This window comes from Bordetella parapertussis, from assembly GCF_020735925.1.
Lineage (GTDB): Bacteria > Pseudomonadota > Gammaproteobacteria > Burkholderiales > Burkholderiaceae_B > Bordetella > Bordetella pertussis.
The window spans coordinates 506,600-524,693 of record NZ_CP085971.1; the positions used below are offsets into that span (position 1 = coordinate 506,600).

17 protein-coding genes are annotated in these 18,094 nt (G+C 68.1%); 2 read left to right on the forward strand and 15 right to left on the reverse strand.

Going from position 1 to position 18,094, the window contains the following annotated elements:
- Nucleotides 1-47: 47 nt before the first annotated feature.
- A complete protein-coding gene (locus tag LK409_RS02345; RefSeq protein ID WP_010927734.1) occupies nucleotides 48-965 on the forward strand; it encodes a LysR family transcriptional regulator in 918 nt (305 codons plus the stop codon).
- Here the strand turns inward: LK409_RS02345 and LK409_RS02350 are convergent.
- The 14 genes from LK409_RS02350 to LK409_RS02415 form a co-directional block, all read right to left on the reverse strand.
- Nucleotides 962-2,125: a GGDEF domain-containing protein gene (locus tag LK409_RS02350; protein WP_010927735.1), complete on the reverse strand. Its 1,164-nt coding sequence runs from the start codon at nucleotides 2,123-2,125 to the stop codon at nucleotides 962-964. The genes LK409_RS02345 and LK409_RS02350 overlap by 4 nt on opposite strands.
- A gap of 141 nt (nucleotides 2,126-2,266) precedes the next feature.
- Nucleotides 2,267-3,709 carry an FAD/NAD(P)-dependent oxidoreductase gene (locus LK409_RS02355; RefSeq protein ID WP_010927736.1) on the reverse strand — a complete coding sequence of 481 codons (1,443 nt, stop codon included), beginning with the start codon at nucleotides 3,707-3,709 and terminating at the stop codon, nucleotides 2,267-2,269.
- Nucleotides 3,706-4,014, reverse strand: a complete 309-nt coding sequence (locus tag LK409_RS02360; protein WP_010927737.1) for a (2Fe-2S)-binding protein — start codon at nucleotides 4,012-4,014, stop codon at nucleotides 3,706-3,708. The genes LK409_RS02355 and LK409_RS02360 overlap by 4 nt, the downstream gene beginning before the upstream one ends.
- Nucleotides 3,998-5,152: an NAD(P)/FAD-dependent oxidoreductase gene (locus tag LK409_RS02365; RefSeq protein WP_010927738.1), complete on the reverse strand. Its 1,155-nt coding sequence runs from the start codon at nucleotides 5,150-5,152 to the stop codon at nucleotides 3,998-4,000. Before LK409_RS02365 ends, LK409_RS02360 begins: the two co-directional genes overlap by 17 nt.
- 27 nt (nucleotides 5,153-5,179) lie before the next feature.
- Nucleotides 5,180-6,229, reverse strand: a complete 1,050-nt coding sequence (locus tag LK409_RS02370; protein WP_010927739.1) for a dipeptidase — start codon at nucleotides 6,227-6,229, stop codon at nucleotides 5,180-5,182.
- A gap of 58 nt (nucleotides 6,230-6,287) precedes the next feature.
- A complete protein-coding gene (locus LK409_RS02375; protein ID WP_010927740.1) occupies nucleotides 6,288-7,406 on the reverse strand; it encodes an ABC transporter ATP-binding protein in 1,119 nt (372 codons plus the stop codon).
- Nucleotides 7,403-8,176, reverse strand: a complete 774-nt coding sequence (locus LK409_RS02380) for an ABC transporter permease (RefSeq protein WP_010927741.1) — start codon at nucleotides 8,174-8,176, stop codon at nucleotides 7,403-7,405. The genes LK409_RS02375 and LK409_RS02380 overlap by 4 nt, the downstream gene beginning before the upstream one ends.
- Nucleotides 8,173-9,039 (reverse strand): ABC transporter permease, encoded by an 867-nt coding sequence (locus LK409_RS02385; protein WP_010927742.1) that lies wholly within the window; start codon nucleotides 9,037-9,039, stop codon nucleotides 8,173-8,175. Before LK409_RS02385 ends, LK409_RS02380 begins: the two co-directional genes overlap by 4 nt.
- 94 nt (nucleotides 9,040-9,133) lie before the next feature.
- The gene (locus LK409_RS02390; protein WP_003818837.1) at nucleotides 9,134-10,195 is read right to left on the reverse strand and encodes an ABC transporter substrate-binding protein; all 1,062 of its coding nucleotides are present in this window, start codon (nucleotides 10,193-10,195) and stop codon (nucleotides 9,134-9,136) included.
- Between the two features lie 275 nt (nucleotides 10,196-10,470).
- Nucleotides 10,471-11,355 carry a LysR substrate-binding domain-containing protein gene (locus LK409_RS02395; protein WP_010927743.1) on the reverse strand — a complete coding sequence of 295 codons (885 nt, stop codon included), beginning with the start codon at nucleotides 11,353-11,355 and terminating at the stop codon, nucleotides 10,471-10,473.
- Between the two features lie 229 nt (nucleotides 11,356-11,584).
- On the reverse strand, nucleotides 11,585-12,535 hold the full coding sequence (locus LK409_RS02400) for an IS481 family transposase (protein WP_010927744.1): 951 nt from the start codon (nucleotides 12,533-12,535) through the stop codon (nucleotides 11,585-11,587).
- Between the two features lie 86 nt (nucleotides 12,536-12,621).
- Entirely contained in the window at nucleotides 12,622-13,395 is a 774-nt protein-coding gene (locus tag LK409_RS02405; RefSeq protein ID WP_010927745.1) for an enoyl-CoA hydratase/isomerase family protein, read from the reverse strand.
- A 44-nt stretch (nucleotides 13,396-13,439) separates the two neighbouring features.
- Entirely contained in the window at nucleotides 13,440-15,059 is a 1,620-nt protein-coding gene (locus LK409_RS02410) for a class I adenylate-forming enzyme family protein (protein ID WP_010927746.1), read from the reverse strand.
- Nucleotide 15,060: 1 nt separating this feature from the next.
- On the reverse strand, nucleotides 15,061-16,044 hold the full coding sequence (locus LK409_RS02415; RefSeq protein WP_010927747.1) for a tripartite tricarboxylate transporter substrate binding protein: 984 nt from the start codon (nucleotides 16,042-16,044) through the stop codon (nucleotides 15,061-15,063).
- A gap of 155 nt (nucleotides 16,045-16,199) precedes the next feature.
- Between LK409_RS02415 and LK409_RS02420 the strand changes: the two genes are divergently transcribed.
- A complete protein-coding gene (locus tag LK409_RS02420; protein WP_003808922.1) occupies nucleotides 16,200-17,297 on the forward strand; it encodes a PAS domain-containing sensor histidine kinase in 1,098 nt (365 codons plus the stop codon).
- Here LK409_RS02420 and LK409_RS02425 read toward each other — a convergent pair.
- Nucleotides 17,294-18,082: a crotonase/enoyl-CoA hydratase family protein gene (locus tag LK409_RS02425; protein WP_010927748.1), complete on the reverse strand. Its 789-nt coding sequence runs from the start codon at nucleotides 18,080-18,082 to the stop codon at nucleotides 17,294-17,296. The two genes, LK409_RS02420 and LK409_RS02425, sit on opposite strands and share 4 nt — an antisense overlap.
- Nucleotides 18,083-18,094: the final 12 nt, after the last annotated feature.

Below are 18,094 nucleotides of genomic sequence, written 5' to 3' on the forward strand. Positions count from 1 at the left end.
TGATTAATGTCTAATATATATAAAATCTATTTCTATATAGTTTGTATATGGACGAGCACCGTCTCAAATGCTTTGTCGCGGTCTATGAGGAAGGCAGCGTGTCGGCCGCGGCCGTGCGCCTGCACATGACGCAGCCGCCGCTGAGCATCCTGCTGCGCAAGCTGGAAGACGAGCTGCGGGTCGGCCTGTTCGATCGCGGCGGGCGCCGGCTGGTGCCCACGGCGGCCGGCGAGCTGTTCTACCTGCGCGCCAAGGCGATGCTGGCCAATCTGCAGACCATCCGCCGCGAGCTGCGCGAAGTCGAGCAGGGCGCGCGCGGGCTGGTGCACATAGGCTGTTCCACCGCGGCCAGCCTGTTCATCGTGCCGCGCGTCATGGAAGACCTGGCCGCCGAGGGCCTGGAGATTGTCCTTCACGTGCACGAAGGCGAAATCGGCTACATGCTGCAGCAGCTGCGCGAGCGCAGCCTGGACCTGACCATCTGCCGCAGCCAGCACATGGCCCCGGACCTGGAGAGCCAGGTCATCATGGAGGAGCCCCTGTTCGTGGCCCTGCCGCCGGGCCATCCGCTGGCCGGCCGCGCGCGCGTGCGGCTGGCCGACCTGCGCGACGAGCGCTTCCTGCTGCACCGCTCGCCGCTGGGCACCGGCATTTCCGATATGGTGCTGCGGGCATGCAGGAACGCGGGCTTCGCGCCCAACGTGGTGTATTGGGGCGGAGAGACGCTGCCCATGCTGCTGATGGCGCGGCGGGGCCTGGGGATCGCTTTCGCGCCGCAGAGTTTCGCGCAGCTGGGCTTGCAGGGGCTGGCCGCCCTGGTGCCGGTGGCCGATGCGGAATTCAGGACGCACCTGAACATGGTCTGGCCGCGCCAGCAGGCGCTCTCGCCCATCGCCAGCTGGGTCCGGGAACTGATCATGAAGCGCTTCGGCCCCGCCGGCGGCGAGCCGCGCGCCGCGTCCTAGGCGGCGCCGGCCGCGACTTCCAGGCGGTTGCCGCCCAGCGATTTGGCGCGGTACATGGCGCGGTCGGCGGCCATGAGGCTGGCGGCCAGCGTCGCGTCGCCGGGTTCGATGCGCGCCAGGCCGATGCTGACCGTCACCGGCAGGCTGATGTGCGCGAGGCGCCCGGCGACCGCCTGGGTAAATCGGCCGGCGACCGCTTCGCCCAGGGCCTGGGCCTTCAGGGCGTCGTCGCCGCGCAGCAAGGCCGCGAACTCTTCGCCGCCGATGCGCGCCAGCACGGCGCGCGGTCCGATGACGTCCTGGGCGGCGCGCGCGAAGGCCTGCAGGACTTCGTCGCCGGTCTGATGGCCGTACATGTCGTTGATGGCCTTGAACTGGTCCAGGTCGAAGGCCAGCACGGCCAGCGGGGACGAACCGGCGGGGCGGTGCTTCAGCAGGCGCGCGCCCTCTTCGAAGAACCAGCGGCGGTTGCCCAGGCGGGTCAGGTAATCCGTTTGCGATTCGCGCAGCAGCTCGCCGTGGATTTCCTCGCGCAGCAGGCGCAGCAAGGCCATCGGAAGAATCACGGAATACAGCACGCCTTCATAGATGGTGAACTTGCCGGCGAGGGCCTGCACCGGCAGGCCGTGTTCGCGCACCAGCCAGGGCAGGACGAGGGCCCGCCCGGCGTAGATGAGCGCATGCAGGCCGGTCATGGCGATCACCATGCGGCGCGCCGGAAACGGCCGCATGGCCGGGTTGCGCCACATGGACAGCGCGGTCATGGCGTTGATGAGGGCGATCGGCGCCGCGCTGACATGGGACCAGGTGGCGTCCATCTCGGCGGGGTCGCTCAAGGCCCAGACCGCGGCCATGACGGCCAGCACGGCCGCGCCGAAGGCGCCGTGGCGCGATCCCCTGAGCGCGCCCACGCCTTGCAGGACGAGCAGATAGGCGCCGATCATGATGAGATTGGCGAGCGCCGACCCCCATACGCCGGGCAGGTCGCGCCGGTACAGGGCCGCGACGCAGCCGAGCGCCAGCGTCGCGAAGCCGGCCGCGAACAGGCCGAGCGCCCTGCCGCGCCCGGGATTGGCGCGGTACTCCCAAAGCATCATGCCGGCGCTGGCGATGAGCGTGCCGGTCGCGAGGAGGTAAAGAGTGGTGAGATCGACGTTCATCCCTGACGCAGGGCATTGCGCCGGAGCAGCGCGGGGAGCACGGGATTTTACGATGAAAACATGACGCTCCCGTGGCGCGCGGCGCCACGGGGGGGCGGCTTGCGGCCCTGTTTTCCCGCGCACGCGCGCCGCGCGGCCGCGTCAGGCGGTTTTCTTCAGGCGCACCACCGCCTGGCGCGAGGCCTCGGTCTGGGGCAGCGAGGCCAGCTCGCCCAGCGTGACCGGCTTGGTGGGAAAACGCAGGCGGTAATAGCCGACTTCGGGCAGCGGCACGCCGCGCTCGTGGGCGATCAGTTCGCTGACGGTCAGGCCGCAGAGCCGGCCCTGGCAGGGACCCATGCCGCAGCGCAGGAAGGCCTTCATCTGGTTCGGCCCGGAACAGCCCAGCCGGACGGTCGCGCGTATCTGGCCCGCGGTGATTTCTTCGCAGCGGCAGACGATGGTGTCGTCGCCCGGACGGCGGTAGGCGTCGGCGGGGCGGTACAGCACGTCGAAGAAGGCGCGCCCGCGCATCGCCCGTGCCAGCGCCCGGCGCGGCGCCCGGGCCTCGCGGTCGCGCCGGGCGTCGTCGATGCGGCCGAGCGCGACGGCGGCCTGCAGGGCGGCCAGGCGGCCGCGGTGCTCGGCCGCGATGGCGCCGCCGATGTCGGCGCCATCTCCGGCAATGCCGATGCCCGCCACCGACGTGGCGCCCCAGTCGTCCACCCGCGGCTGCCAGCAGGCCTGGGTCGGGTTCCATTGGTGGTCCACGCCCAGTGCGCGTGACAGGTTCAGGTTGGGGACGACCCCCTGGTGCAGCATCAGGTGGCGCGCCGGCATGTCGTGCGTGCGCCCGCCGGCGCGATAGCTCAGCGATTCCAGCCGTTCGCGTCCCTGCGCCCGCAAGTCCCGTACGCCCCGCGTGATGGGCACGTGGGCGCGCACCGCGCGCATCAGCTTCAGGCCTTTGGCCAGGTAGGGCGAACGCAGGAAATCCAGCGCGTGCGGCAAGGCCCGCGCCAGCCCGCCCGGCGCGGTGGTTTCGAGCAGGCGCTCGATCCTGACGCCGGCGTTGAGGTATTGCCATGCCAGCAGGTACAGCAGCGGTCCGCCGCCGGCCAGCACCGCGTGCTCGCCCGGCACGATCGCGGCGGTCTTGAGCAGGATCTGCGCCGCGCCGGCGGTCACGACGCCGGGCAGGGTCCAGCCCGGGATCGGGAAGGGCCGCTCCAGGGCGCCCGTGGCCAGCAGGATGTGGCGCGCGCGCAGGATGTCGGCCTGTCCGCCGACGGAGTAGGCCACCTCGAAGGCGCCGCCGTCGCCGGCCTCGGCGCCGCGCGACACCGCCCATACCGTCGCGCCGGACAGGTAGGCGGCCCCGCTGGCGCGCAGCGGTTCGAGCAGGCTGGCGCCGTGCCAATAGTCGGGCCCGAGGATGTCCGGCCGGGTCAGCGCCGTCGTCGTGATGGCGCGGTAGATCTGCCCGCCCGGCGTCGCCTGTTCGTCCAGCAGCAGCGTATCCACGCCCAGCGCGGCGGACTGGGTTGCCGCCGCCATGCCGGCCGGGCCGGCCCCCACCACCAGCAGTTCGCAACGGCGCGTCATGGCAGGACCTCCCGCGCGCGCTGCTGGCGTTCCACCCGCATGCCGTCGCGCACCGGCGTCATGCAGGCCTGGCGATTGGCCTGCCCGTCGATGGTGACCAGGCAGTCGTAGCACACGCCCATCATGCAGTAGGGGCCGCGCGGCACGCCGCCGACCATGGTCGCCCGGCAGGCGTCGTGCCCGGCCGCCAGCAGGGCGGCGGCCACGCTTTCGCCGGCCCGGCAGGACACGGCCTCGCCGTTGACGTCGATATGGACGACCGGCCGCGCCGGCAGCCCGGGCGCCGCTTCAAGCCTCTTGAACATGAAACCTCCGTGCAGAGAAGGGAGCCATATCGCCGGCCAGCGCGCCGTCGGCGATCATGGGGGCGAGCAGCAGCGCATGGGCGCCGGCCAGGGTGACGCCGCTGTGGCAGGTGGCCACGAAGGCGCCGGGGCAGGTCGCGGACTGCGCGTAGATGGGAAAGCCGTCCGGAGACATCACGCGCAGCGCCGACCAGGAGCGCACCACGTTGACCTCGCGCAGCGCCGGCAGGGTGCGCACGGCGCGGTCGGCCAGCGTGCCGAGTATGGGCAGGCTGACTTCGTTGTCGGCGTAACCCGCTTCTTCCTGCGAGTCGCCGATCAGCCAGCTGCCCTCGTCCATCTGCCGCAGCGTGCTGATCGGCGTGCGCAGCACCCGATGGGTGCGTTCCAGCACGATGATCTGGCCGCGCTGCGGCCGCACCGGGATGTCCAGGCCGACCTGCGCGCCCATGGCCTGGTTGCCCAGCCCGCATGCCAGCACCAGGCGCGGCGCCTGCAAGCGGCCGCGCGGGGTGTCGACGACGAACATGCCGTCGGCATGCCGGCTGATGGACTGCGCCGGGCAGCGCGGCAGGTAGTCCACGCCGTTGCGCTCGAAGGTGGTGTGCAAGGCGCGCAGCAGCTTGAGGGGGTTGGCGATGCCGTCGACCGGCGTCCAGCTGGCGCCGCGCACCTCGGGGCCGATGCCGGGCACCAGGTCGGCCAGCTCATGGCGATCGAGCAGCTTCCATGCGTAGTCGCTCATGCCGGGTTGCGCCAGCAGCCGCGTCATGAAGTCGATGCGCGCCTGCACCTCCTCGTCCGACAGCAGCACGTGCAGGCCGCCTTGCTGCTCCAGGTGCACGTCGATGCCGGATTCCTCGAGCAGCCGCGCCGCCAGGTCCGGCCATGCCCGCTGCGAGGCCATGGTCCACACGCCGTAGCGCGGCATGCCCATGCCCTTGCTCTGCACCCATATCAGGCCGAAGTTGCCGCGCGAGGCGCGGTAGGCGAGGTCGCCTTCGTCCAGCACGGCCACGCGATCCAGGCGGCGGCGCAGCCCATAGGCCAGCGCGGAGCCTACCAGTCCGCCTCCCACGACGATGACATCGTGGCCGGAGAACCGCGGCGCCGCGTCCGCCGCTGCACTGATTGCCATGTCCGTTCCTCCTCGCCGCGCGGCGCCTCAATCGCGGAAAACCGCCTTGACCACCCGGTTGGCGTTCTCGCCCAGCACCTTGCGGATCTCGTCGTCCTTGAAGTCGCGCTTGACGAGATAGGCGATGACGTAGTGCAGCGTGCCGGGGCCGACGTCCTTGGGATGCATCAGGTCGGTGCGCAGCCCGGGGCCGATGATGGCCACCTCGGGATGGCGGGCGTGGAACTCGGCCATCCTGTCGGGGCTGTACTTGCGCAAGTCGCCGACGTCGGTGCCGATGCCGACGTGATCGATGCCGACGAGGCCGGCGATGTAGACGACGTGGTCGATCATGTCGTTGATGGTGCTGCCGGTCTCCAGCCCGTCCTTCTTGAGAAAACCGGATTTCCCGGCGATGCCGATCACGCCGCCCTTGGCCGCGATGGCCTTGATCTCGTCGTCGGTCTTGTTGCGCGGCGTATCGACGATGGCGCGGGCGGCCGTATGCGTGGCCATGATGGGCCGCTGCGACATGTTGGCGCAGTCGATGGTGGTGCCGATGCCGACGTGGGAGGTGTCGATGACGATGCCGAGCTCATCCAGCTTCTCGACGAACTTGATGCCCAGCTTGCTGAGCCCGGACTGGAAGCGCTCGCCGCAGCCGTCGCCGAACAGGTTGCGGTCCTGGTAGGTGGGCTGCACGAAGCGGATGCCCAGGTTGTAGAAAACCTCCATCCGGTCCATGTCGTCCTCCAGGGCGGTGACGTCCTGGAAGCCCATGAAGATCGCGGTGCGGCGCTCCTTGCGGGTCCGTTCGATGTCGGCATATGTCTTGGCGATGAAGCCCACGTCCGGGCGGGCATCGTAGAGCCGCGTCCAGTGGGCGACGTTCTTCACGCCTTCGGCGAAATCCACGGTGTAGCAGACCGTATGGTTGATGGCCGTGACGTTGGACGCCTTGACCTGCTCCAGGTAGGTCTCGTCGCCGCACTCGCGCGTGGTGGAGTCGCACAGGTTCCAGTAGACGAATTCCTTGCGGATGCGCGCCACCCGTTCCTGTTCGGTTTCCGAAAGTTCGAGTCCAAATGCTTTGCTCATTTTGCTTTCCCTCTGGTTGATGGAATGACGTCACGCAGGCGGCGTGCGGCTTGGCGGTTCACAAGGACAGCACGAGGCTTTCTTCCTCGGGCCAATAGAGGTAGATGGCGGCGCCGGCGGCCAGGTCCGGCGGCACGCAGGCCGACGAGCGCAGCACCGTCATGGTCTGGTCGCCCGCCTGGCATTCGACCTTGGTCACATGCCCCAGGAAATGCACATCCGCGACGCGGCATTGCATGGTGGAAATGCCCGGGCGGTCGCGCAGCGCGAGAAACTCCTCGTGGGACAGGGTGTAGCTGACCCGGTCATGCTTGACGGACAGGAAGCCCGGCTGCTGCGCGTCGAAACGCAGGGCCGAGCGCCCCTTCAGCACCTGGCCGGTTTCGGTGGCGCTGACTTCGCAGCCGGTGTGGTCCGGCGTCTGGCTGAGCAGGGTGGCGGCGATGAAGTTCGTGTTGCCCAGGAAGGCGGCGGCGAACGAGTTGGCCGGGTTGTTGTAGATCTCGCGCGGGGAGGACAGCTGGGCGATGGCGCCGTCCTTCATCAGCACGATCCGGTCGGACAGGAACATCGCCTCTTCCTGGTCGTGCGTGACGAACACCGAGGTAATGGAAAGCTCGCGCAGGATGCGCTTGAGGTCGCCGCGGATCTCGTGCCGCAGCTTCGCGTCCAGGTTGGACAGGGGCTCGTCCAGCAGCAGCACACGCGGCTCCATCACCATGGTGCGCGCGATGGCCACCCGTTGCTGCTGGCCGCCGGAAAGCTGCCTGGGCTTGCGCTGCGCGTACTGTTCCATGCCGACCAGGGCGAGGGCGCGCATCGTGCGTTCGCGGACCTCGGCCTTGGCAACGGACTTGATGCGCAGGCCGTACGAGACGTTGTCGAACACCGTCATGTGGGGAAACAGCGCGTACCCCTGGAACACCATGCCGACGTTGCGCCGGTTGATCGCAACGTCGGTCTGGTCCACGCCGTCGATGACGACCGAGCCCTTGCGCGGCACGATGAGCCCGGCGATGGCGTGCAGCGTGGTGGTCTTGCCGCAGCCGCTGGGGCCCAGCAGCGACAGGATCTCGCCGCGCCGCACGTCGAGGTTCAGGCCGCGGATGATGTCGCGCTCGCCGTAGGCCAGTGTCAGGTCCCTGAGCTCGATCGAGTAGTCTTGGCGTGCCTTCATTTTCTTGGTCCCATGTTGTCCAGGCCGGAGACTCTGCTGATGATGGAAACCACCACGCAGGACAGCAGGATCAGGATGGTCGACAGGGCGGCGATCGCCGGATCCAGGCTGAATTCGACGTAGTTGTAGATGGTGATGGGCAGGGTCATGGTCGAGGCGTCGACCAGGAACAGCGATATGACGGTGTTGTCGAAGCTGGTCAGGAACGCGAACAGCGCGGCCGCCACGATGGAGTTCTTCATCAGCGGCAGGGTCACCCGGATGATGGTGCCGCCCCGGCTGGCTCCCAGCAGCAGCGAGGCGTTCTCCAGGCTCTCGTTGATCGCGTTCACGCCGTTGTAGAGCAGCCGTACCGTGTAGGGCAGGCAGATGACCGTGTGGGCCAGCACCAGGGTGAGCAGGTCGGTGGCGAGGTTCATCAGCGTCAGCATCTGCAGCAGCGCCAGGCCGATCACCAGTTCCGGGATCACCAGCGGCGAGAGCAGCAGGCCCAGGATGGTCTCGCGGTAGCGGCCGCTGCCGCGGGCCAGCGCATAGGCCGAAAGCAGGCCCAGCGCCACCGACAGCACGGTCGCCAGCACGCCGACGATCAGGCTGTTGGTCGCCGCATCGAGGAACGCCGGATCCTGCAGGACCCGGCCGAACCAGGTCAGCGATACCCCGTGGGGCGGAAACCTCAGGATCTCCTGCGGCTCGAAGGCCGCGCCGATCACGATGAGCAAGGGGCTGCACATGAAGACGATGTACAGCGCGCTGAGGGCTTTTTTCATCGGGCCTGGCCCGCTTCGACGGGGCTGGAATCGAAATTCAGGCGGTTCCTGAGCGCGCCGATCAGGCCGAAGATCAGCATGGTGAAGACGAACAGGATGACGGCCAGGGCGGCGCCGGCCGGGACGTTGCCGACGATCATCACCTGCTGGTAGATCAGGGTCGCGATCATCTTGATGTTGATCGAGCCGAGCATCGCGGGCAGGACGAAGGTCGCCAGCACATGCAGGAAGACCAGCAGCGATCCGACCACGAACCCGGGAGCGCAGAGCGGAATGATGACGTGCAGGAACACGTCGCGGCGCCGCGACCCGAGCACCATCGCGGCGTCGATGATGCTCTTGTCGATGGCCCGCAGGCTGGCCAGCACCGGCAGGATCATGAACGGCAGCAGCAGGTGCGTGAGCGCGATGATGACGGCGGACTCGGTGTACAGCACCTGGATGGGCTGGCTGACCAGGCCGGTCCACAGCAGCAGCGCGTTGAGCGGGCCCTCGCGGCCGAACACGATGATCCAGCCGAAGCCGCGCACCACGACGCTGACGAACAGCGGCAGCACGGTCACGACGGTCAGCGTGGTGGCCAGGGCCTTGCCGGATACCGAGATGATGTAGGCGATGGGAAAGCCGATGACCAGGGTGGCCACGGTCACGGTGGCGCCGATGCGAAAGGTGTTGAGGATGCTTTCCCAGTAGATCGGGTTGCTGAACGCCTCGACGTAGTTGCCGAAGCCGGGCAGGCCCGGCCCGCCGTACAGGTAGTCCTGGTCCATGAAGCTGAGGTACAGCAGGTACAGGAACGGCACGAACAGCAGCAGGGTAATGAACAGCAATGCCGGCGACAGGAACAGCACGCGTTGCTTCATGGTTCGACACTCCACGGCCGTTGCGCGCGCGGCGCAGGGCGGACGAAATACGTGGTTCGCGTTGGCGGGGCGGCCCCGCGGGCTCAGGCGGGCCTCAGCTGGCGATGCGCTTGTTCCACAGGTCCAGCAGGGCGCTCATGTTCTTGATCAGCAGTGCGGTGTCGACGAGCTGGACGGAGTCGATGCTGGGCAGGCGATGCTTGAGCTTTTCGCTGTATTGCACCTTGCGGTTCACCGCGCCGTAGTACATGGCCTCGCAGAATGCCTTCTGCGCCTCCTCGCCCAGGGCGTAGTTCATGAAGGCCTTGGCCAGGTCCTCCTTGCCTCCCTTCACCACGGCCATGACCGGGCCGCTGGAGACCGCGCCTTCGGTGGGGTCGACCCACTTGACCATGCCCTTGGTCGAATCCTCGGCGATGAAGGTGCGTCCGTCCCAGCCGGGGCCGATGGCGCCCTCGCCGCTGGTCAGCAGCACGACCGGATCATTGAACGCCGTGAAGAACTTGAAGATGTGCGGCTTCATCCGTTCCAGCGTGGCGATGGACGCCTCGATGTCGCCGTATCCGCTGCCGTAGATCTTGCCGAACATGGACAGCACTTCGGCGCCGCGCACATTGGAGCTGAGGTTGTTGAAGAAAACCTGCTTGCCGAACTCGCCCGCGACGGTGCGCTCGACGAACTCCTTCCAGGACTTGACGCCGCCCTGGATCTTGTCCGGCCGGTAGGCGATGCCGACGCTGCTGTAGTCGTACAGCGACCCGCAGCCTTCCCAGTCGGCCTTGAATTTTTCGGGCACGTCAGCCAGGCTGGGCACGCTTTTCTCGTCGACCTGCGCCAGCTTCTTCGCCCGTATCAGCCGGTACATGTCGTTGCCGCCGAAGGCCGCCACGTCATAGGGAGGCGTGCCGCGGCTCGACAGGATCTTGAGCGCGTGGGCCGGGTTGGTGCCCGGCACCAGGGTCACCTTCACCCCGGACTGCTTCTCGAAGGGCTCGGCCATGTGCTTGCGCACGTTCTCCAGGAACGAGCCGCCCGAGCTGGTGACATAGATGTGATCGTCGGCCGTGTGGCCGATGCGCAGGTAGCTGCCGCCGATGGCAGCCAGGCCGATGCCGGCCGATCGTTTCAGGAAGGTGCGCCGGGTTGCCGTATCCATGATGTTTGTCCTGTCCAGTGTGCGTCCGTGCCGGGGGGGCGCAAGGGCCGCCCCGGCTGCCGGGTACTACCTGAAAGTCAACTACCACGTCTTCCGGCACTGGCTGATCGCCAGGCGCCGGCCTGCTCGTTCTTGTGTCCTATGGTGTTTCACGCCCCGCGCAGCGTCAAATCAAAAAAAACGCAGCCGCCATAAATTATTTATATGCAGGCGGCGCGGCTTTGCGGCCAGGCGAGACGTCAGTCGCAGACGGCGAGCTGCGAGGGCGTGAAGCGCTAGTTGAGCACTGCGCCCAGGCAATCGATGAAGGCGGCCACCAGCAGGCTGCGGGGCCGGTGGCTGGATCGAAGCAGGGTGATGGGGAAATGGATGGCCGGGCGGAACTCCCTGACCACCAGGCCGTGGCAGCGGAAGTCCTCGGCGATGACGGCGTTCAGCACGCTCACGCCCAGGCCCTGCGCCACCAGATGGCAGATGGTGGACGCGTTCTCGGCCTCGACCTCGATTTTGCGCGTGACCTTGGCCTTTTCGAACAGGCTGTCCACGTGTTCGCGGCTGCCGTTCTGGCGCGCGATCGAGACGAACGGCTCGCCCTCCAGGTCGCGCGCGTGGATCACGTCGCGCGAGGCCAGCCGGTGGGCCTGGGGCAGCAGGCACACGCCGCGGATGCTGGCGATGCGTTCGGTCTCCAGGCCGGGCTCGGTGACGTGCCCGATGAACGCGGCCAGGCCCAGGTCGCACAGCTGGGAGTTCACCAGCTGTTCGACCATGTACGAGTTACAGGTGCGTATGGACAGCGTGACGCGGGGGTGGCGCTGCGTGAACGCGGTCACGGCGCTGGCCAGGAACCCGTGGCTGAGCGCCGGCGCGACGGCGATGTGCAGCCTGCCGCCGCCGAGCTGCTTGATGGTGCGGGCCGCGTCCTTGAGCGCGCGCAACCCGGCGTAATGCTGCTCGACCTCCTTGAAGAAGGCGGCGCCTTCGTCGGTAACGTGCAGCTTGTTGCCTTCGCGGATGAACAGCTTCAGGTCGAGCTCGGCCTCCAGCATGGAAACCAGGCGGCTGATGTTCGGCTGGGTCGTGTGGATGATGCGCGCTGCGCCGGTCATCGAGCCCGTGCGCATGACGGCGCGGAAGGCTTCGAGTGCCCGCACGTTCATTGGCCCTTTTTCGGCGCCCATGAGCCATTCCCCCGATCTTTTTCGCGGCGCAGGCCAGGTGAACGGCTTGCGCGCCTTGCTTCGCTTGCCGGGAGCCGCGCCCAGACATGGCGGGCCTCGGGTACGAATCGGGTTTCAGCTTACTGAGATCACCCGGGCGGGTCAATGCATGGCCGGCGGATCGGGGGACGGGGCGACGGCGGCCCCGGGGCCGCCGCCGGGCCGCGCCCTAGGTGTCGATTCTCAATAGGTTATTCACATCTGGGATACGCGTGATGGGTGGCTGATGTCCGAGAGCGGAGTGTGGCCGACACCAGTTGTAGCGGTCAATGAAGGGCTGCAAGGCAGCCTGTCGTTCGGCTGAGCTCGTGTAGGGCCTGGCGTATGCCCACTCCCGTAAGCAGGTCTGCACGAGGCGCTCGGCCTTGCCGTTGGTCTTGGGGGTGTAGGGGCGGGTGCGGATGTGACGGATTCCCAGCTCCACGCACACCGCCCGAAAGGTCCTGGAGACGTAGCCGCTGCCGTTGTCGGTCATCACGCGGTCGATGCGCACGCCCAGACTGGCGTAGTAGGCGGTGGCTTGGCGCAGGAACTCAGCGCACTGATCGCCGCCCTCATCGTCGAGGATGCGAGCAAAGGACACGCGCGAGAAGTCATCGATGGCCAGGTGCACAGCGTCCCAGCCAATGCCGCGGTTGCGGTTCTGGGCCCGATCGCCGGTGATGCGATGGCCCACGCCCCGGATGCGGCCCAGCCGCTTGGTGTCGATGTGCAGCAGCTCGCCTGGGCTGGCGCGTTCATAGCGGCGCACCGGCGCCGGCGGCTCCAGCGAGGCGAGTCGACTCAGGCCGATGCGTTCCATATACCGCGCCACGGTGGCCAGGCTGCGGCCGGCTTCACGCGCGATGCGCCACAGCGGCAGACGCTGGCGGCGCTGCTGGGCGAAGTGCTCAACCTGCTCGGGCGCACAGGCCTTCGGGCTGCGGTGCGGGCGAGAACTGCGGTCAAGCAGGCCGTCCAGACCTTCGCTTCGGAAGCGGGCAAGCCACTTGTAACCGGTGCGCAGGCTCACCCCTGCCGCCTGGCTGGCCTGCCTCATCGTCCAGTTCTGTTGCATCACCCTGTTAACAAGAAGGGCTCGACCTAGGCGGGTCAATCGCGCATGCTTATGGTTGTTCATCCAGTGTCCTGCCCTGAGTTGCGATGGCGTGGTAACCACAGCATCCCAGGTCCGGCCTGGATGAACAACCTATTGAGACATCACACCTAGGCCGCGGGCGCGGAGAACTGCCGGCGCGCCTGCACCGCGACCGCGCTCATGCCGCACAGCACCGCCTGGTCGACGTCCATGTGCGTGGACAGGTACGCCAGGGCGTTGGCGTAGCTGTTGATGCTCTGCTTGGTCATGGTGATCACCAGCCGGGGGTTGCGGTTGACGTCCCGGGCGACCTCGAGCGCCGCGTCCAGCGCGGTTCCGGGCGGCACGACCAGGTCCACCAGCCCCAGCTCCAGCGCGGTCTGGCTGTCGAGCTCCTTGCCGCGCAGGATCAATTGCTTGGCCTTGGCCGGTCCCACCAGGTTGACCAGGCGCGGGACGGTCTGCCAGCTCAGGGGGATGCCGATCTGCGCCTCGGGCAGGCGCAGGCGGGCGGTTTCCGAATGGATGCGCCAGTCGCAGCACAGCGTCAGGGCGATGCCGCCGCCGACGTTCAGGCCTTCGACCGCCGCGATGGTGAGCTGGGGGATGCTCTCCCAGGCGCGGCACATCCGGGCGCCGCGTTCGGAGGCCATGCGGATCCCCTCGATATCGCCGGCGTCGATTTCCCAGCGGGCCGGGTCCTTCAGGTCGACGCCGGCCGAGAAGATCTCCTGGGTGCCCGCCAGGATGACCGTGCTGATGTCGCGCTCGCCGCGCAATCCCTCGGCGACTTCGGTCAGTTCGGCCATCACGGCCTGCGACAGCGCGTTCCTGTTCTGCTTGCGGTCCAGCGTGACGATGGCGGTTGCGCCATCGCGGCGTATGCTTACTGCTTGGTTCATGCGTGGTTCCTTCGCGCGATTGCGCGCATGCGTTGCAATGGTGCTCAGCCGGCCGCCGCGACGGCGGCGTCCCGGGCGGCCGCCGCCTGGAGCGCGACCTTGTCCACCTTGCCGATGGCCAGCATCGGCAGCGCGGTGCGCAGCTCGATGCGCTTGGGCACCTTGTAGTTGGCCAGCCGTTCCTTGCTCCAGGCGGTCAACTGGCCGGCGGTCAGCGCGGTGCGCGGCTCGACCAGCACGTAGGCGTGGCCGACCTGCTGGAACATCGGATCGTCCACCGCCACCACGGCGGCCATCTTCACCTCGGGGTGCGATTCCAGGGCAAGCTCGACTTCGCGCGGATAGACGTTGTAGCCGCCCGACTTGAACATCTCCTTGATGCGCCCGGCCAGCTTGAAGCTGCCGTCGGGCAGCAGGGTGGCCAGGTCGCCGGTCCTGTACCAGCCGTCCTCGGTGAAGGCGGCGCGCGTGGCGGCCGGGTCGTTCAGGTAGCCCACCATGCAATAGCGCCTGCAGATCTGCAGTTCGCCTTCGATGCCGGGGCCGGCCGGCTCGCCCTGCGCATCGGCCACGCGCATTTCGTCGCCGGGGATGGGGCGTCCGATGCTGTAGGCGACCGCGTCGAACGAGTCGTCCAGGCTGGCATAGGTCACGGTCGAGCAGGACTCGGTCGAGCCGTACACCGAGCCTACCCGCGGGCAGTTGGCCGCCAGCAGCTTCAGGGCGGGCACGGGCAGGGCCGCGCCGGCCGAGATGTACCACTCCAGCTGCTGGAAGATGTCGACGTCGAAATCCGGGTGCGCCATCAGCATGTTCAGCATGGTGGGGCCGAGCATGAGCATGTTGATGCGGTGGCGGCGGATCAGCGCCAGGGTCTCGCCGGGCTGGAAGCGTTCCTGGAAATGGATGGTGCCGCCGGCGGCCAGCTGGACCAGCGAGCGGAACTGCATGCCGCCCACGTGGTTGATGGGCGAGAAATTCAGGATGCAGGGCGGCCGGCTGGTGGCGAAATAGTCTTTCTGCACCGTGGCGCGAAACAGCGAGGCGAACTCCGCCAGCAGCACGCCCTTGGGACGCCCGGTCGAGCCCGAGGTGTACACCAGCATGCAGGCCTGGCCGGGTTGCGCCGCTGCCGGTCCGGGCAGGGCCGCGTCGCCGCCGCGCTCCTGCGCGGCCCCCCGCAGCGCGGCGAACAGGCTGTCGTGCGTCGGCTGTTCGCGGTCGAAGAACACCGTGGCAATGGCGTGGCCGCTGTCGCGTCCGATGCCGGCGACCACCTGCTCGACCGTCTGGACATACTCGGTATTGTCGAACTCGCGCACCGACATCAGCAGCGTGGGCCGCGCGTGGTCGAGGATGTAGTGGATCTCCGGGGCCTTGTACTTGGGATTGAGGGCCAGCCAGACCGCGCCCAGCCTGGTGCAGGCCAGGAATGTGATGATGGCCTCGGGCCTGGGCGGCGAGAGCAGGGCGACGCGGTCGCCGCGCCGCACGCCCAGCCGCGCCAGCAGCGCCGCCGCCTCGTCGACGACGGCCAGCAGCCGGCTGTAGCTGAGGGTGTGGCCGTCCAGGCCCAGGGCGGTCCGCTCGGGCGTGGCGGCGGCGTGCCGGCCGACCACGTCCAGCCATGTCGGGCCGGCCGGCTTGATGTCGCGGATGTCCATGTCAGTTGAACGTGATCTTGCGCTCGACGATGATGCGGCGGAAGCGCTCGGCTTCGGCATCGATATAGGCCTTGGTCTGGGCCGGCGTCATGTGCATGGGCATGGACTTCGTCTGCTCGATCTTCTCGATGATCGCCTGCTCGCCCATCACCTGGGAGAAGGCCTGGTACAGCTTGTCGATGACCGGCTGCGGCGTGCCCTTGGGCGCGGCCAGCCCCCAGGGCGAGGTCTGCACCATGTCGATGCCCACCTCGCGCAGCGTCGGCACGTCGGGAAAGCGCGGCACGCGTTTTTCGGTCCACACCACCAGCAGGCGCATCTTGCCGGAAGTGACGTAGGGCACCCACGACGAGGCGTCCGCCACCGACATGATGTGTCCGCCCATCAGGGCGGGCAGGGCCTCGGCCACGCCCTTGTAGGGGATGTTGCTGAGCTGGATGCCCAGGCTGGCCGAAATCTGCTCCATGGTCAGGTGCTGCGTGGTCAGGCTGCCCACCGTGCCGTAGGTCAGCTTGCCCGGGTTCTGGCGGGCGTAGGCGACGTAGTCGTCGAAGGTCTTGATGGGCGAGTCGGCCGCCACCACCAGGCCCCAGGTGAAGCCGGTCAGGCGGATGACGTAGTCCAGGTCGGTGACGGGGTTCCACTTGATGTTGGCGATGTAGGGCAGGCGGAACACGCTGTGCGCGATCAGCCCCACCGTGTAGCCGTCGGGCGCGGCGGTCTGCAGCTGGTAGGCCGGCATGACGCCGCCGGCGCCCAGCTTGTTCTCGACGATGATGGGCTGGCCGAAAATGTTCGAGGCGCTTTCGGCCAGCGCGCGCACCACGATGTCGGTCACGCCGCCGGCCGAGAAGCCCACCAGCACGCGGATCGGCTTGGCCGGAAAGGCATCGGCGGCGCGCGCGGCCGAAGGCAGGCCCAGCGCGGCCGCGCCGGCGGCCACGGTGGCGGCGCCGCCCAGTTTGATGAAGGAACGTCTTTGCACAGTAGGTCTCCCGTTACCCTGGTCCATGCCCCGCCGATTGACATGCAACGTAGGGGTTATTTAGTGTGCGGACAGTGTAAAGAGCGACATGATGATTTATCTATCAGATTTACCCGATTTATTTGTCATCGTTTTCTTACATTGCACCGACGTCCATGCATGATTTTCGCTGGCCCCTGGATCAGGATGATGCCAATTATCGCTTGCTGTTCGAGGGGTTGATCGAGCAGTCGGTGGCCGGCATCTATCTGCTGCAGAACGCCCACCTGGTGTATGTGAACGAGGCGTTCGCGCGCATGTGCGGCGTGCCGCGCGAGAAGCTGATCGGCCGGCCGCTGGCCAGGGTGGCGCCGCCGCAGCAGCGCGAGTCGCTGCTGCAGCAGTACGAGCGGCGCCTGACCGGCGGCGACAAGGATGCCACCTTCATGGTGCACGTCCAGCGGCCCGACGGGCAGCCGGTGGCGATCGAGATCCATGGCCGGCTGATCGACTTCCGCGGCCAGCCGGCCGTCATCGGCGTGGGCATCGACGCCACGCTGCGCCTGCGCCGGCAGGAGGAGCTGCAGCAGTCGCGGGCGGCGCTGTCCGAACTGGTCAGCCATATCGAGTCGGTGCGCGAGGCGGAGCGCCAGCGCATCGCCATGGAACTGCACGATGCGGTCGGCGGCATGCTGTCGGCGCTGAAGTTCGACATGTCGCGCCTGGCGCGCCATATCGACCGGACGCTGGGCGGGCCGGGCCAGGACGAGCGGCGCGCGCAGCTCGAAGGCGTGGTGGGCGAGTGCCTGGGCCTGGTGCAGGACACCATCGCCACGGTGCGGCAGATTTCCGAAGACCTGCATCCCAGCGCGCTGCCGCACCTGGGCCTGGCGGCGGCCATCGCCAACCACCTGCGGCAGTTCGAGGCGCGCTACGGGATCGCGTGCCGCTACGCCGGCGAGACCGGCGAACTGGGGCTGGACATGGAGGCCATGGGGCACCTGTACCGCATCTTCCAGGAAAGCATGACCAACGTGGCCAAGCACGCGCAGGCCAGCGAGGTACAGGTGCGGCTGGGCCGCGACGCGGCGACGCTGGTGCTGTCGGTGCGCGACAACGGCGTGGGGCTGTCGGGCGATGACCGGCGTCCGGGCGCCTACGGCCTGCTGGGCATGCGCGAGCGGGCGCGCCGCCTGGGCGGCACGCTGTCGGTCGGCGCGGCGCCCGAAGGGGGCACCGTGCTGACCGTGGAGATTCCCGCGCCGGGCGGCTAGCGGCCCTGGAAGCGCGCGTCGCGACGCTCGATGAAGGACTGGATGCCTTCCTTGAAGTCCTCGGAGGCGAACACCTTGGCGCGGATTTCCGGAATGCAGGCGATGGCGGCCTGCTCGCCGCCTTCCAGGTACGCCAGCGCGGCCTGCTTGGTGGCGCGGATGCCCAGCGGCGCATTGCGGCAGATGCGCCGCGCCAGGTCGAGCGCGCGCTCGATATGCTGGCCGTAGGGCACCACCTCCTGCACGAAGCCCAGCTCCAGCGCCCGCTGGGCGCCGAACTCCTCGCACAGGAACAGGTGGTACATGGCGTTGCCCCAGCCGGTGCGGGTCAGGTAGCGGAAATGCGCGCCGCCCAGCGGCGCGATGCCGCGGCGCGATTCGAGCTGGCCGAAGCGCGCCGTGTCGGCCGCCACCACGATGTCGCACGCCAGCATGATCTCGATGCCGATGGTGAAAGTAATGCCCTGCACGACGGCGATGACCGGCTTGGTGGTGCGCCGCTTCAGGCCGAACGGGTCGACCCAGGCGTCCGGGCGCGGCTTGGCGGTGGCGTCGGGGCCGAAGAATTTCGGCATGTCCAGGCCGGCGGTGGTGTGCTCGCCGGCGGCGCACAGCACCGCCACCCACAGGCTGTCGTCTTCCTCGAAGGCGGTCAGGTGCCGGGCCAGCTGGTCCATCATCTCCGGCGAGAAGGCGTTCTTCTTGGCGGCGTTGTCGACCGTGATGATGCACAGCGGGCCGTCGCGCTCCAGGTGCACCTCGCCGGCTTGCTTGATTGCTTCCATGTCTGTCTCCGG

Coding starts and splice junctions, on each gene's coding strand:
- LK409_RS02360 (WP_010927737.1), bottom strand. CDS start 4,014: ATGTTCAAGAGGCTTGAAGCGGCGCCCGGGCTGCCGGCGCGGCCGGTC.
- LK409_RS02405 (WP_010927745.1), bottom strand. CDS start 13,395: ATGAACCAAGCAGTAAGCATACGCCGCGATGGCGCAACCGCCATCGTC.
- LK409_RS02365 (WP_010927738.1), bottom strand. CDS start 5,152: ATGGCAATCAGTGCAGCGGCGGACGCGGCGCCGCGGTTCTCCGGCCAC.
- LK409_RS02420 (WP_003808922.1), top strand. CDS start 16,200: ATGCATGATTTTCGCTGGCCCCTGGATCAGGATGATGCCAATTATCGC.
- LK409_RS02395 (WP_010927743.1), bottom strand. CDS start 11,355: ATGAACGTGCGGGCACTCGAAGCCTTCCGCGCCGTCATGCGCACGGGC.
- LK409_RS02355 (WP_010927736.1), bottom strand. CDS start 3,709: ATGACGCGCCGTTGCGAACTGCTGGTGGTGGGGGCCGGCCCGGCCGGC.
- LK409_RS02400 (WP_010927744.1), bottom strand. CDS start 12,535: ATGAACAACCATAAGCATGCGCGATTGACCCGCCTAGGTCGAGCCCTT.
- LK409_RS02380 (WP_010927741.1), bottom strand. CDS start 8,176: ATGAAAAAAGCCCTCAGCGCGCTGTACATCGTCTTCATGTGCAGCCCC.
- LK409_RS02375 (WP_010927740.1), bottom strand. CDS start 7,406: ATGAAGGCACGCCAAGACTACTCGATCGAGCTCAGGGACCTGACACTG.
- LK409_RS02345 (WP_010927734.1), top strand. CDS start 48: ATGGACGAGCACCGTCTCAAATGCTTTGTCGCGGTCTATGAGGAAGGC.
- LK409_RS02425 (WP_010927748.1), bottom strand. CDS start 18,082: ATGGAAGCAATCAAGCAAGCCGGCGAGGTGCACCTGGAGCGCGACGGC.
- LK409_RS02390 (WP_003818837.1), bottom strand. CDS start 10,195: ATGGATACGGCAACCCGGCGCACCTTCCTGAAACGATCGGCCGGCATC.
- LK409_RS02350 (WP_010927735.1), bottom strand. CDS start 2,125: ATGAACGTCGATCTCACCACTCTTTACCTCCTCGCGACCGGCACGCTC.
- LK409_RS02410 (WP_010927746.1), bottom strand. CDS start 15,059: ATGGACATCCGCGACATCAAGCCGGCCGGCCCGACATGGCTGGACGTG.
- LK409_RS02385 (WP_010927742.1), bottom strand. CDS start 9,039: ATGAAGCAACGCGTGCTGTTCCTGTCGCCGGCATTGCTGTTCATTACC.
- LK409_RS02370 (WP_010927739.1), bottom strand. CDS start 6,229: ATGAGCAAAGCATTTGGACTCGAACTTTCGGAAACCGAACAGGAACGG.